The 14,670-nt window shown below is 74.0% G+C and carries 9 protein-coding genes and 2 pseudogenes; all 11 read left to right on the forward strand.

The genetic code is table 11. From position 1 onward, the window contains the following. Window positions 1-4 precede the first annotated feature (4 nt). Window positions 5-1,177, forward strand: a complete 1,173-nt coding sequence (locus OC439_RS22730) for a Gfo/Idh/MocA family protein (RefSeq protein ID WP_402813963.1) — start codon at window positions 5-7, stop codon at window positions 1,175-1,177. Window positions 1,178-1,386: 209 nt separating this feature from the next. Then, window positions 1,387-2,536 (forward strand): annotated as a pseudogene (locus tag OC439_RS22735) (inositol-3-phosphate synthase). Further along, window positions 2,533-3,426 carry an SCO3242 family prenyltransferase gene (locus OC439_RS22740; RefSeq protein WP_262015193.1) on the forward strand — a complete coding sequence of 298 codons (894 nt, stop codon included), beginning with the start codon at window positions 2,533-2,535 and terminating at the stop codon, window positions 3,424-3,426. The pseudogene OC439_RS22735 and the gene OC439_RS22740 overlap by 4 nt, the downstream one beginning before the upstream one ends. After that, window positions 3,423-4,313 carry a sugar phosphate isomerase/epimerase family protein gene (locus OC439_RS22745; RefSeq protein ID WP_262015194.1) on the forward strand — a complete coding sequence of 297 codons (891 nt, stop codon included), beginning with the start codon at window positions 3,423-3,425 and terminating at the stop codon, window positions 4,311-4,313. The genes OC439_RS22740 and OC439_RS22745 overlap by 4 nt, the downstream gene beginning before the upstream one ends. A 34-nt stretch (window positions 4,314-4,347) precedes the next feature. After that, window positions 4,348-4,953: an EboA domain-containing protein gene (locus OC439_RS22750; protein WP_262015195.1), complete on the forward strand. Its 606-nt coding sequence runs from the start codon at window positions 4,348-4,350 to the stop codon at window positions 4,951-4,953. A gap of 1 nt (window position 4,954) precedes the next feature. Beyond that, window positions 4,955-5,806, forward strand: a complete 852-nt coding sequence (locus OC439_RS22755; RefSeq protein WP_262015196.1) for a TatD family hydrolase — start codon at window positions 4,955-4,957, stop codon at window positions 5,804-5,806. Beyond that, window positions 5,806-7,026 (forward strand): metabolite traffic protein EboE, encoded by a 1,221-nt coding sequence (gene eboE, locus OC439_RS22760; protein ID WP_262015197.1) that lies wholly within the window; start codon window positions 5,806-5,808, stop codon window positions 7,024-7,026. The genes OC439_RS22755 and eboE overlap by 1 nt, the downstream gene beginning before the upstream one ends. Then, a complete protein-coding gene (locus tag OC439_RS22765; RefSeq protein WP_262015198.1) occupies window positions 7,023-8,417 on the forward strand; it encodes an alkaline phosphatase family protein in 1,395 nt (464 codons plus the stop codon). Before eboE ends, OC439_RS22765 begins: the two co-directional genes overlap by 4 nt. Beyond that, a pseudogene (locus OC439_RS22770) lies at window positions 8,414-9,480 on the forward strand (polyprenyl synthetase family protein). Before OC439_RS22765 ends, OC439_RS22770 begins: the two are co-directional and overlap by 4 nt. Before the next feature lie 287 nt (window positions 9,481-9,767). Continuing rightward, complete coding sequence (locus tag OC439_RS22775) at window positions 9,768-12,602, forward strand: RICIN domain-containing protein (RefSeq protein ID WP_262015200.1); 2,835 nt, start codon at window positions 9,768-9,770, stop codon at window positions 12,600-12,602. Between the two features lie 17 nt (window positions 12,603-12,619). After that, window positions 12,620-14,670: ThuA domain-containing protein (locus OC439_RS22780; RefSeq protein ID WP_262015201.1), on the forward strand; the 2,051-nt coding region annotated here is incomplete at its 3' end.

Below are 14,670 nucleotides of genomic sequence, written 5' to 3' on the forward strand. Positions count from 1 at the left end.
CGGCATGGTCGGCTACGCGTTCATGGGCGCCGCGCACTCCCAGGCGTGGCGCACCGTGAACCGGGTGTTCGACCTGCCGGCGCGGGTGCGGATGGCGCTCGTCTGCGGCCGCGACGAGCCGAAGGTGGCCGAGGCCGCCGACCGGCTCGGCTGGGACGGCTACACCACCGACTGGCGGCGGCTCGTCGAGTCCGACGAGATCGACGTGGTCGACATCTGCACACCGGGGGACAGCCACCGCGAGATCGCACTCGCCGCGCTCGCCGCGGGCAAGCACGTGCTGTGCGAGAAGCCGCTCGCCAACAGCGTCGCCGAGGCCCGCGAGATGACCGGGGCCGCGGCCCGGGCACGCGAGTCCGGGGTACGCGCGATGTGCGGCTTCAACTACCGGCGGGTGCCCGCTGTCGCCCTGATGCGGCAGCTGGTGGCCGACGGGCGGATCGGCGAGATCCGGCACGTCCGGGCGACCTACCTCCAGGACTGGATCGTCGACCCGCAGTTCCCGCTGGTGTGGCGGTTGCAGAAGGACAGGGCGGGCTCCGGCGCGCTCGGTGACATCGGCGCGCACATCATCGACCTGACCCAGTACGTCACGGGTCAGCTCGTCAGCGGGGTCAGCGCGCTCACCGAGACGTTCGTGCGTCAGCGGCCGCTCGTGGCCGGGTCGAGCGGCCTGGCCGCGCAGGCCGACGGCAACGGCAGCGCCATGGGGCAGGTGACAGTGGACGACGCGGCGGTGTTCGTGGCCCGGCTCGACGGGGGAGCACTCGCCACGTACGAGGCGACCCGGTTCGCCACCGGCCGCAAGAACGCCCTGCGGGTCGAGATCAACGGCTCGCGCGGCAGCGTCGTGTTCGACCTGGAACGCCTCAACGAACTGGAGTTCCTGGACGCCACCCGGCCCACTGCCGAGCAGGGCTTCAGCCGGATCCTGGTGACCGAGCCGGACCACCCGTACCTGGGTGCGTGGTGGCCGCCCGGCCACATCATCGGCTACGAGCACTCCTTCACCCACCAGGCACGCGACTTCGTCGAGGCGGTCGCCACCGGCGCCGACCCGGCCCCGTCGTTCGCCGACGCGTTGCAGGTCCAGCTCGTGCTCGACGCGGTGACCCGCTCGGCCGAGCGGGCCGCCTGGACGGAGGTGGAGCCCGCTCTGGCCGAAGCTTCCGCCTGACCCGGGCGGCCCTGCGGGGCCCGCCCGACACTCACCGGCGCCGGCCGGCGAGGGCCCGCCGCGGTTGCGCCCCGCGGCGGGGACGAGGCCGGCTCCGGGGAGCGTGCCGCCGGTGTCCGCCGGCACGACCAGCACGGCCCTCCGGTGCGGCCGGACCGGGATTCCCCGGCCGCACCGGCGGACCGGCCTTACCTGGGGAGGTAGCGCGAATGCGTACGGGTGTGTGGCTGGTGGGTGCGCGCGGCTCGGTCGCCACCACCGCCGTGGTCGGGGGACTGGCCCTGCGGGCCGGGCTCACCGCGCCGACCGGCTGCGTGACCGAGCTGCCCGACCTGCGCGGGCCCGCCCTGCCGGGCTTCGCCGATCTCGTCTTCGGCGGCCACGACGTGGTCGCCACCCCGCTGAACAAACGCGCCGAGGCGCTCGCCGCCGCAGGGGTGCTGCCCGCCCGGCTGGCCGACGCCGTGGCACCCGACCTGGCCGCCGTCGATGCGGCGCTGCGGCCCACGCCCACCGACGGCGACCAGGGCGAACGGATCGCCGCAGTGGCGCGCGACCTGACCGACTTCCGGACCCGGCACGGGCTGGATCGGGTGGTGGTGGTCAACGTCGCCGCCACCGAACCGGCGCCCGTACCGCATCCGGCCCACAGCGACCCGGCCGCGCTGCGCGACGCGCTGACCGGCCCGGCCGACGTGCTGCCGCCCAGCTCGGGATACGCGTACGCGGCGTTCACCGCCGGCTGCCCGTACGTGGACTTCACCCCGTCCACCGGTGCCCGCCTGCCGGCCCTGGCCGCGCTCGCCGCCGAACGCGGACTGCCGTACGCCGGGCACGACGGCAAGACCGGCGAGACGCTGCTCAAGTCGGTGCTCGCGCCGATGTTCGCGATGCGGCACCTGGCCGTGCGGCTCCTGGTCCGGCACGAACCTGCTCGGCGGCGGCGACGGCGCCACGCTCGCCGACCCGGCCGCCAACGCCGCGAAGGTGGGCAGCAAACAGCGGGTGCTCGCCGAGACGCTCGGCTACCTGCCGCAGGGCCACACCCGGATCGAGTACGTCGAGGAACTCGGCGACTTCAAGACCGCCTGGGACCTGGTCACGTTCGCCGGTTTCCTCGGCACCGGCATGCGGATGGAGTTCACCTGGCACGGCTGCGACTCGGCGCTGGCCGCGCCGCTCGTGCTGGACCTGGCCCGGCTCACCGCCGCCGCCCACGCCGCCGGCCACCACGGCCCGCTGACCGAGCTGGCGTTCTTCTTCAAGGACCCGCTCGGCGCGACCGGCCACGCGCTCGGCGACCAGTGGACGGTGCTGCGGGACTTCGTCGCCAGTCTGCACGCCCGGGTGACGCCGTGACCCGCCTGGCCGACCTGGCCGAGCTGGTGCGGGCGCCCGCCGCGCTCTCCGTACCCGGGGATGTGCTCTCCGGCGCGGCGGCCGCCGGTGCGCTCGGCCCGCGCACACCGGCGCTGGCCGGCGCGTCGGTGCTGCTCTACTGGGCCGGGATGGCCGCGAACGACTGGGCGGACCGGCGGCTGGACGCGGTCGAGCGGCCGGAACGCCCGATCCCGTCCGGCCGGGTGCTCCCGGCCGTCGCGCTCGGCGTCGCGTCCGGCCTGACCGCCGCCGGGCTCGCGGTCGCCACCGCCGCCGGGGGCCGCCGCGCGGCAGCAGTCGCGCTCCCACTCGCGGCCACCATTTGGGGGTACGACCTGCGCGCGAAGAACACCCCCGCCGGCCCGGCGGTGATGGCCGCCTGCCGCGGGCTGGACGTGCTGCTCGGCGCGTCCGGCGGCCGGGTGGTCCGGGCGCTTCCGGCGGCGTTCACCGTCGCCGCGCACACCTGGACCGTGACCGCGCTGTCCCGCCGCGAGGTGACCGGCGCGGACCGGCGTCTGCCGGGCCTCACGCTCGCCGGCACCGCGCTGATCGCGGCAGCCGTCCCGGCCCGGCCGACGTCGCCCGTCACCGGCCGCCGCGGCTCCAGCCTCGCCGCCCGGTTCGGTGACCTCGTGCCGGCGGTGCTCGCCGCCGGGTACGCCACCCGGTACGGCCGGGCGCAGGCCCGGGTGCTCGCCGACCCGTCACCGGCCCGGGTGCGGGCCGCCGTCGGCACCGGGATCACCGGGCTGCCCGCGTTGCAGGGCGCGCTGACCGCCCGCGCCGGGGCCCGGCTGCTCGGCCTCGCCGTGGCCGGCGCCGCCCCGCTCGGCCGCCGCCTGGCCCGACTGATCTCACCGACATGACAGCTCTCCCCGACGTGGCCACCGAACCGTTGTCCGGGCCCGGCGCGCTGCGCTTCGGGTACGGCACCAACGGCTTCGCCAACCACCGGCTCGGCGACGCACTGGCGGTGCTGGCCGACCTCGGGTACCAGGGTGTCGCGCTCACCCTCGACCACGACCACCTGGACCCGTTCGCCCCCGGCCTGGCCCGCCGGGTCGCCGCCGTACGCCGCCGGCTGGACGCGCTCGGGCTCGCGGTGGTGGTCGAGACCGGCGCCCGGTACCTGCTCGACCCGTGGCACAAGCACGCGCCGACGCTGCTGCACGACGACCCGGCCCGGCGGATCGAGTTCCTGCGCCGGGCCGTCCGGATCGGCGCCGACCTGGGCGCGGAGGCGGTCTCCTTCTGGGCCGGCGTACGCCCGCCCGGCGTACCACCTGCCGTCGCCGCCGACCGCCTGGTGGCGGGCTGCGCGACCGTGTGCGCCGAGGCGGCGGAGGCGGGCGTGCCGCTGGGCTTCGAACCCGAGCCGGGCATGTTCGTCGAGGACATCGCCGGGTGGTGGCGGCTGCGCGAGGCGCTCGGCGCGCCACCAGGCTTCGGCATCACGCTCGACGTCGGACACTGCCGCTGCCTGGAGCCGCTGCCGGTGCCGCGGTGCGTGTCGGCGGTCGCCGACCATCTGGTCAACGTGCAGATCGACGACATGCGCCGGGGTGTGCACGAGCACCTGGAGTTCGGCACCGGCGAGATCGACTTCCCGCCGGTGCTGCGCGCCCTGGCCGACGCCGGATACCGCGGGCTGGTGGCCGTGGAACTGCCCCGCCACTCGCACGCCGCCCCGGCCGTCGCCGCCCGCTCACTGGACTTCCTGCGCGCCGCCGCCTCGCGCGGCGAGGGGCGGTGACCCACCACCTTCCACCCGGCAGAGGGGAGACGGCATGACACCCGACCGACTGCGCGCCGCGCTTCGGGGCGTACCCGATCCGCAGTGGCTGGACGCGGCGCTGCGCCGCGTCGCCACCGAACCCACGGCGATCGGGCGGTTCTTCGCCGCCGCCGCCCGGCGGTGCGGTCGCCTGCCGCTGCCCGACCTGCCGGGCTGGACGGCGGACGAGGCGGCCCGGGCGCTGCTGCTGACCGCGTTGCCGCACGGCCACGCCGCCGCCGCGGAGACGCTGTACCGGCAGGGCGACGCCGCCGAGAAACGCGCGGTGCTGCGCGCGTTGCCGCTGCTGCCGATCGGCGCGGAGTGCGTGCCGCTGCTGCACGACGCGATCCGCACCAACGACACCCGGCTGGTCGCCGCCGCGCTCGGCCCGTACGCCCGGCACCTGGAGCAGTCGACCTGGCGGCAGGCGGTGCTCAAGTGCGTGTTCACCGGCGTGCCGCTGGCGGTGGTCGACGGCCTGCTGGAGCGGGCCGACGGCGAGCTGGCCCGGATGCTCGCCGCGTTCGCCGCCGAGCGGCACGCCGCCGGCCGCGACATGCCCGCCGACGCTGCCGACCTGCTGCGCCGGCTGACCATCCCCACCACGGAGGCGTGACATGCGCATCTTCGACCCGCACATCCACATGACGTCCCGCACCACAGACGACTACGAGCGGATGGCCGCCGCGGGTGTCCGCGCGGTGGTCGAGCCGGCGTTCTGGCTGGGCCAGCCGCGTACCAGCGTGGAGAGCTTCGTGGACTACTTCGACTCGCTGATCGGGTGGGAGCCGTTCCGGGCCGGCCAGTTCGGCATCCGGCACCACGCCACTGTGGCGTTGAACCCGAAGGAGGCGAACGACCCGCGCTGCCGCCCGGTGCTCGACCTGCTGCCCCGCTACCTGGACAAGGACGGCGTGGTGGCGGTCGGCGAGATCGGCTACGACGCGATGACGCCGGCCGAGGACGCCGCGCTTGCCGGGCAGCTCGCCCTGGCCGTCGCGCACGACCTGCCCGCGCTGGTGCACACGCCGCACCGGGACAAGGCGCGCGGCGTCGAGCGGACGCTCGCGGTGGTCGCCGAGTCGGGCATCGCGCCCGGACGGGTGCTCGTCGACCACCTCAACGAGGTGACAGTGGAGCTGGTCCGCGACACCGGCTGCTGGCTGGGCTTCTCGATCTACCCGGAGACGAAGATGTCGCCGCCGCGGATGGTGGAGCTGCTGAAGCGGTACGGCACCGAGCGGATGCTGGTGAACTCGGCGGCCGACTGGGGCCGGTCGGATCCGCTGCTGACCCGGGCCACCGGGGAGGCGATGCTGCTGGCCGGGTTCGACGCCGACGACGTGGACCGGGTGCTGTGGCGCAACCCGGTCGAGTTCTACGGCCAGTCCGGCCGGCTCGACCTGACCGACCTGGAGGCGAGCGACCCCACCTTCGCCGGCAACTCGATCGCGCGCGGGGGGCAGTGATGCGGCTGCGCCACGCCGACGGCACGACAGTCCACCTCGGTTACTGCACGAACGTGCACCCGGCCGAGGACCTGCCGGGCATCGTCGCCCAGCTCGACACGTACGCGGTCGCGGTCCGCCGGGCACTCGGCGCCGACCGGCTCGGGCTCGGCCTCTGGCTGGCCGCGCCGGTGGCCGCCGCGCTCGCCGCCGACCCGCCGGCCCGCCGCCGGCTGCGCCACGAGCTGACCGTACGCGGGCTGGAGGTGGTCACGCTCAACGGCTTCCCGTACGCCGCGTTCCAGGCCCCTGTGGTCAAGGGCGCGGTGTACCACCCGGACTGGACCACGCCGCAACGGTCGGCGTACACGCTGGACCTGGCCCGGGTGCTCGCCGACCTGCTGCCCGACGACGCCGTCCGGGGCTCGATCTCGACGCTGCCGATCGCCTGGCGCAGCCCGTGGGACGCCGGGCGGGCCGCCACCGCCCGGCGTCGCCTGGACGCGCTGGCCGAGGGCCTGGCCGCCGTGCAGCGGGAGACCGGCCGGGTGATCCGGGTCGGCTTCGAACCGGAACCGGGCTGTCTGGTGGAGTCGACGGGACAAGCACGCGAGGTATTCTCAGACATGGATACCGACCGGCTCGGGATCTGCCTGGATCTCGCGCACCTGGCGTGTGCCTGGGAGCAGCCAGCGGATGCCCTGGCCGGGCTGCGTGCCGCCGGTCTCCCCGTGGTGAAGGTCCAGGTGTCCGCAGCGATCGAGGCGCCCGACCCGGCCGCCGCGAGCGCGGCGCTGCGCCGGTTCGTCGAGCCGCGGTTCCTGCACCAGACGCGGGCTGCCGGTTGCGCCGTCGCCACCGATCCGGCCGATCCGGCGTACGCGGCCGACGACCTCGACGCCGCACTCGACGCGCGGCTACCAGGGGCGTGGCGGGTGCACTACCACGTGCCGCTGCACGCCCCGCCCGAGCCGCCGCTGCGCTCCACGGTCCCGGTGCTGCGCGAGGCGCTGGCCGCGTTGTACGCCGGTCCGGTCGCCGGCTGCGACCACCTCGACGTCGAGACGTACACCTGGGGGGTGCTGCCGGAGGCGCGGCGGCCGCGCGGCGACGCGGAGCTGGCCGCCGGCATCGCCGCCGAGCTGGCGTTCGCCCGCGACGAACTGACCGCGCTCGGCCTGGCCGACGGCGGCGCGCAGGGCGCTCCGGGTCCGCGGGCGGCGGAAGGCGTGCCCTCGTGAGCCGGCGGCTGGTGGTGCTCGACGTGGTCGGGCTGACGCCGCGGCTGCTGGCGCACATGCCCCGGCTGCGCGCGGTGGCCGAGACCGGGTTCGCCGCCGAGCTGGGCACCGTGCTGCCGGCGGTGACCTGCTCGGCGCAGTCCACGTTCCTCACCGGCGAGCTGCCCGCCGGGCACGGCGTGGTGGGCAACGGCTGGTACTTCCGCGACCTGGGCGAGGTGCTGCTCTGGCGGCAGCACAATGCTCTCGTCGGCGGCGAGAAGGTGTGGCAGGCGGCCCGCCGCGTCGAGCCGGGCTACCGGGTCGCCAACGTCTGCTGGTGGTACGCGATGGGCGCGGACGTGGACTGGACGGTCACGCCGCGCCCGGTCTACCACGCCGACGGCCGCAAGGAGCCGGACTGCTGGACCGACCCGCCCGAGCTGCGGGACACGCTCACCGACGCGCTCGGCACCTTCCCGCTGTTCAGCTACTGGGGTCCGGGTGCCGGGCTGCCGTCCTCGGCGTGGATCAGCCGGGCCGCCCAGCGCATCCTCACCGACCACGCCCCCGACCTGACGCTGGTCTACCTGCCGCACCTGGACTACGACCTGCAACGCTTCGGCCCGTCCGACCCGCAGGCAGCCGCCGCGGCGGCGGAGCTGGACGGGGTGCTCGGTCCGCTGCTCGACGCCGCGCGCGAGCAGGTAGCCACAGTGGTGGCGTTGTCCGAGTACGGCATCACCGACGTGTCCCGACCGGTGGACGTGAACCGGATGCTGCGCGCCGAAGGGCTGTTGCGGGTCTACACCCAGGCCGGGATGGAATACCTCGACCCGTGGACCTCACGGGCGTTCGCGGTGGCCGACCACCAGGTGGCGCACGTCTACGTCAGGGATCCGGCGGAGGTACCGGCGGTGGCGAAGCTCTGCGCGTCGCTACCGGGCGTGGCCGAGGTGCTCGATGCCGCCGGGCAGGCCGGGCACGGGCTCGATCATCAACGCTCGGGTGAGCTGGTGCTGGTGGCCGAGCCGGACGCCTGGTTCACGTACTACTACTGGCTCGACGACGCGCGGGCGCCCGACTTCGCCCGGCTGGTGGAGATCCACCGCAAGCCCGGCTACGACCCGGCGGAACTGTTCTTCGACCCGGCCGCGCCGGGCGCGGCGAAGCGCCGGGCGGCGGTGGCGCTGGCCCGCAAGAAGCTCGGGCTGCGCTACCTGATGACAGTGGTGGGGCTGGACGCGGGCGCACGGGCGGTGCGTGGTTCACACGGGCGCCTGCCCGCCGACCCGGCGGACGGCCCGATGCTGATCTGCTCCGACCGGGCCGCGATCCGGCCCCGGGTGGAGGCCACCGATGTGAAGGCGTTGCTGCTCGAACTCGCCGGACTGGCAAGGGAGGCACCATGACCGTAACCGTCGCACCGACCGATCCGGCCCTGCTGCGGGGCCGCTTCGACGCCGCGCTAGCCGCGTTCCTGGACGCGAGAGAGCCGGATCGGCCGGACGACGGTACGGGGGCCGTCCACACCGCTGTGCGCTGGTTCGTCCTGGCCGGCGGTAAGCGGATGCGGCCGCTGTTCTGCTACTGGGGCTGGCGGGGGTTCGGCGGCCCGGACGCCGGGCCGATCGTGACCGCCGCTGCGTCGCTGGAGCTGTTCCACGCGTTCGCGCTGATCCACGACGACATCGTGGACCGCAGCGACCGCCGCCGGGGCGCGCCGACGCTGCACCGGTTCTTCACCGACCTGCACGCCCGGTCCGGCCGGCCGGGCGACCCGGCGGCGTTCGGGCGGCAGGCGGCGCTGCTCTGCGGCGACCTCTGCGCCACCTGGTCGGCGCAGATGTTCCACGGATGCGGGCTGCCGCCCGAGCGGCTGCGCCGGGGGCACGTGCTGCTGGCCCGGATGCGCTCGGAGGTGATCGCGGGGGAGTACCTGGACGTGGTCGGGGCGGCCGGGGACGGCTCGATGGCGAGCGCGCTCACAGTGGTACGGCTGAAGACGGCTCGCTACACGGTGACCCGCCCGGTGCAGATCGGCGCCGCGCTCGCCGGTGCCCCACCGGAGGAGGTGGCCGCGCTGGCGGGCTTCGGCGACCCGCTCGGGGACGCGTTCCAGCTGCGCGACGACCTGCTCGGCGTGTTCGGCGACCCGGCGGTGACCGGCAAGTCCAACCTGGACGACCTGCGGGAGGGCAAGCCGACGGTGCTGCTGGCGCTGGCCCGGGCGTCCGCCTCCCCGGCCGGTGCGGCCCGGCTGGGGGAGCTGGTCGGCGATCCCGGCCTCGATCAGGCGGCGCGGCCGAGGTGCGGGGCATCGTCGAGGAGTCCGGCGCCCGGGAGGCGGTGGAGCGGATGATCCGCACTCGTGCCGACGCGGCGCTTGTCGCGCTGGAGGCGCTGCCACTGGCGGAACCGGCGCGACGGGTGCTGGCCGGGCTCGCGGAGCGGGCGGTCGACCGCCACGAGTGACACCCACTTTTGTCGCTGAGCGGCGAAAGTCAAAGCCGATCGATCAGAAGCTATGGACAGGCTGATCGAAAGGTCTTAATGTCGTGCACAGCACAACGCTGTTTCGCCGAGGTGATCGCCCGCACCAGATCGCCCCGCACCGCCCGCCTCGGCGAGGTGACCTCCGGTCCTGACCGGAGGTCGCGGCCCGCCGACCTCCCGGCGGGCCGGCGCAGCATCCCCTGCTCGGCATCCGGCGCGACGCGCGCCCGGTCCTGGCTGCGCGCGTCAGGAAGGGACAGCACAGCATGTCCAGCCACCACCACCCCCGTGCCCGACGACCGTTCGCCGCTGCCGCAGCGCTGCTGCTCGCAGCCACCGCCGGCACCGTCACAGTGGCCGCGGCGTCCGTCCCGGCGTCCGCCCACCCGATCTCGGCGAGCGACTTCCAGCAGGTCGAACTCGCCCGCGGTGTCGCCGAGACCGGCGAACCGATGTCGCTCGCGGTGCTGCCCGACCGGTCGGTCCTGCACACCGCCCGCAACGGCACGCTGCGCCGCACCGACGCGGCCGGCGCCACCACAGTCATCGGCACGCTGCCGGTCTACACCCACGACGAGGAAGGGCTCCAGGGCGTCGGCGTCGACCCCGGCTTCGCCTCCAACCGGCACATCTACCTCTACTACGCCCCGCCGCTGTCCACCCCGGCCGGCGACGCGCCCGCCACCGGCACCGACTTCTCCGCCTGGCAGGGCGTCAACCGGCTGTCCCGGTTCACGCTCAACGCCGACTTCACGCTCAACCAGGCCAGCAAGGTCGACGTGCTCGACGTACCGGCCGACAGGGGGCTGTGCTGCCACGTCGGCGGCGACATCGACTTCGACGCCGCGGGCAACCTCTACCTGTCCACCGGCGACGACACCAACCCGTTCGACTCGGCCGGATACGCGCCGATCGACGAGCGCACCAACCGCAACCCCGGATACGACGCGCAGCGCAGCGCCGGCAACACCAACGACCTGCGGGGCAAGATCCTGCGGATCAAGGTGAACGCCAACGGCACGTACTCGATCCCGGCCGGCAACCTCTTCGCGCCCGGCACCGCGCGGACCCGCCCGGAGATCTACGCGATGGGCTTCCGCAACCCGTTCCGGATCAGCGTCGACAAGGCCACCGGCGTCGTCTACGTGGGCGACTACGGGCCGGACGCCGGCACCACCACGGCCCGCGGCCCGTCCGGGCAGGTCGAGTTCAACCGGGTGACAGGGCCCGGCAACTACGGCTGGCCGTACTGCACCGGCACCAACACGGCGGCCGAGACGTACGCCGAGTGGGACTTCGCCACCGGCACCGCCGGCCCGAAGTACAACTGCACCGGCGGCCCGACGAACAACTCGTTCCGCAACACCGGCCTGGCCACGCTGCCGGCGGCGAAGCCGTCCTGGATCCGCTACGCCGGTGACGCGGGCAGCCCGCCGGAGTTCGGCGGCGGCTCCGAGTCGCCGATGGGCGGCCCGGTCTACCGGTACGACGCGGCGAACCCGTCCACCACGAAGTTCCCGCAGTCGTTCGACGGGCAGTTCTTCGCCACCGAGTTCGGCCGGGGCTGGATCAAGCCGATCCACGTCGGCGCGGACGGCTCACCCGGCACCATCGACACGTTCCCGTGGACCGGCAAGCAGGTGATGGACTCGGCGTTCGGCCCGGACGGCGCGTACTACGTGCTCGACTACGGCACCGGCTACTTCAACGGCGACGCCAACTCGGCGCTGTACCGCTTCGACTATCTGGGCGGCGCCAACCGCGCCCCGGTGGCCCGCGCCGCCGCCGACCGGACCTCCGGCGCCGCGCCGCTCGCCGTGACCTTCTCCTCGGCCGGCTCGTCCGACCCGGAGGGCGGCGCGCTGACGTACGCCTGGACGTTCGGCGACGGCGGCACCTCCACCGCCGCGAACCCCTCGCACACCTACACCGCCAACGGCAGGTACACCGCCACGCTCACGGTGCGCGACCCGCAGGGCGCCACCGGCACCGCCAGCGTGACGATCACAGTGGGCAACACCGCGCCGACAGTGGTCATCGAGACGCCCGGCAACGGCAAGCTGTTCTCCTTCGGCGACACCGTGCCGTTCCGGATCACCGTCACCGACCCGGAGGACGCCACCATCGACTGCACGAAGGTCAAGATGACCTACGTGCTCGGCCACGACCAGCACGGCCACCAGATCACCTCGGCGACCGGCTGCACCGGCTCGATCGCCGTACCCGTCGACGGTGAGCACGACGACGCGGCGAACATCTTCGCCGTCTTCGACGCCGAGTACACCGACTCGGGCGGCCTCACCACGCACACCCAGCACACGCTCCAGCCCCGGCACCGGCAGGCCGAGCACTTCAAGACCTCGTCCGGGATCAACACGTTCGACAAGGCCACCGCCGAGGGCGGCAAGACCGTCGGCGACATCCACGACGGGGACTGGATCGCGTTCCAGCCGTACCTGCTCGCCGACGCCACCGGGTTCACCGCCCGGGTCTCGTCGGCCGGGGCCGGCGGCACGCTCCAGGTGCGGGCCGGCTCGGCCACCGGGACCGTGCTCGGCTCGGCCACCGTCCCGGTCACCGGCGCCTGGGACACGTTCACCACAGTGACCGGCACGATCGCCGGTCCGCCGGCCGGCACCACCACGCTCTACCTGACGTTCGCCGGTGGCACCGGGGCGCTCTACGACTTGGACGCGTTCACGCTCACCACGTCGGCCGTCCGCACCGGCCCGGTGAAGGGCCTGGCCGGCAAGTGCCTGGACGTGCGCAACGCCGCCACCGCCGACGGCACCCAGATCCAGCTCTACACCTGCAACGGCACGACGGCGCAGTCGTGGACCGTGACGCCGAACGCCACGGTGAAGGCGCTCGGCAAGTGCCTGGACGTGTCGGGTGGCGCCGGCGCGGACGGCACGAAGATCCAGCTCTACACGTGCAACGGCACCGGCGCGCAGAACTGGTCCGCGCAGGCCGACGGGACGCTGCGTAACCCGCAGTCGGGCAAGTGCCTGGACGTGTCCGGCAACAACTCGGCCGACGGCACTGCGGTGCACCTGTGGACCTGCACGGGCGCGGCGAACCAGCGCTGGACCCTGCCGTGAGGATGAAGGAGAACCAGATGAAACTCGTGCGTACCGCACTGGCGGCGGTGACCGCCGTCCTCGCCACCATCGCCTGCACCGTCCCCGCGAGCCCGGCGGCCGCCGCCGACGCCCCCTACGACGTGCTCGTCTTCTCCAAGACCGCCGGTTTCCGGCACGACTCCATCGCGGTCGGCACGCAGGCCGTACGCGAGCTGGGCGCGGCGAACAACTTCACCGTGACCGCGACCGAGGACGCCGCCCAGTTCACCACCGCCAACCTGGCCCGCTTCGAGGCGGTGATCTTCCTCAACACCACCGGGGACGTCCTCAACGCCAGCCAGCAGTCGGCGTTCGAGGCGTACATCGGCGCCGGCGGCGGGTACGTCGGCGTGCACTCCGCCGCCGACACCGAGTACGACTGGCCGTTCTACGGCAACCTCGTCGGCGCCTGGTTCGCGTCCCACCCGGCCATCCAGCCGGCCACCGTGAAGGTGGAGGACCGGGCGCACGCCGCCACCGCGCACCTGCCGCAGCGGTGGAACCGCACCGACGAGTGGTACGACTACCGCACCAACGCCCGCTCCACCGCACACGTGCTGGCCAGCCTCGACGAGTCCTCGTACTCCGGTGGCTCGATGGGCGGCGACCACCCGCACGCCTGGTGCAAGACGTACAGCGGCGGCCGGTCCTTCTACACCGGCGGCGGCCACACCCAGGCGTCGTACGCCGACACGGCGTTCCGGGCGCACCTGCTCGGCGGCATCCGCTACGCCGCCGGGCGCACGAAGGCCGACTGCCGGCCGGAGACCGGCTACACCGCGCTCTACAACGGCGGCACCACCGGCTGGTCGCAGGCCGGGCCGGGCAGCTTCACAAACGCCGACGCCACGCTCACCTCGGTCGGCGGCATGGGCCTGTACTGGTACAGCGCGAAGCAGTTCACCGACTACTCGCTGAAGCTGGACTGGCGGCTGGCCGGTGACGACAACTCGGGCGTGTTCGTCGGCTTCCCGCCGTCGAGCGACCCGAACTCGGCGGTGGACAACGGCTACGAGATCCAGATCGACCCCACCGACGCCGCCGACCGGACCACCGGCGCGATCTACGGCTTCAAGTCGGCCGACCTGGCGGCCCGGGACGCGGCGCTGAACCCGGCGGGGGAGTGGAACACCTACGAGATCCTGGTCGAGTCCGAGCGGCTCCAGGTGTTCCTCAACGGCGTACGCATAAACGACTTCACGAACACCGACCCGGTGCGGTCGCTCGCCGGGCACGTCGGCATCCAGAACCACGGCACCGGCGACGACGTGTCGTTCCGCAACATCCGGATCAAGGAACTCGGCGGCACGCCGCCGCCGACCGGCAACACCACGGTCCAGGCCGAGGCGTTCGGTTCGGCGAGCGGCGTCAGCGCGTACCCCAAGGCCGGCGCCAACGGCGGCCAGACCCTGGGGTACGTGGACCCGGGCGACTGGGCCGCGTACCCGGGGCTGGACCTGACCGGTGTGACGTCGCTGCGCGCCCGGGTGGTCTCCGGCGGCCCGGGTGGCACGCTCCAGGTGCGGACCGGCTCGCCGACCGGGCCGGTGCTCGGTCAGGTGGCGGTGCCGAACACCGGCAGCTGGACCACGTTCGCCGACGTGAGCACCGCGCTCACCGGCGTGCCGTCCGGTACGCAGACCGTGCACCTGACGTTCACCGGCAGCGGCTCCGGGCTGTTCGACGTCGACGACTTCACGCTGGTCCGCTCGACCGGCACCGGCGGCGCGGGCCCGATCAAGGGCCTGGCCGGCAAGTGCCTGGACGTGCGGAGCGGGTCGTCGGCCGACGGCACCCAGATCCAGCTCTACACCTGCAACGGCTCGTCGGCGCAGTCGTGGACGGTGACGCCGAACGGGCCGGTGAAGGCGCTCGGCAAGTGCCTGGACGTCTCCGGTGGCGGCAGCGCCGACGGCACCAAGATCCAGCTCTACACGTGCAACGGCACCGGCGCGCAGAACTGGTCCGCGCAGGCGGACGGCACGGTGCGTAACCCGCAGTCGGGCAAGTGCCTGGACGTGTCCGGCAACAACTCGGCCGACGGCAC

The sequence above is a fragment of the Micromonospora sp. Mcm103 genome, assembly GCF_024519755.1.
GTDB lineage: Bacteria > Actinomycetota > Actinomycetes > Mycobacteriales > Micromonosporaceae > Micromonospora > Micromonospora aurantiaca.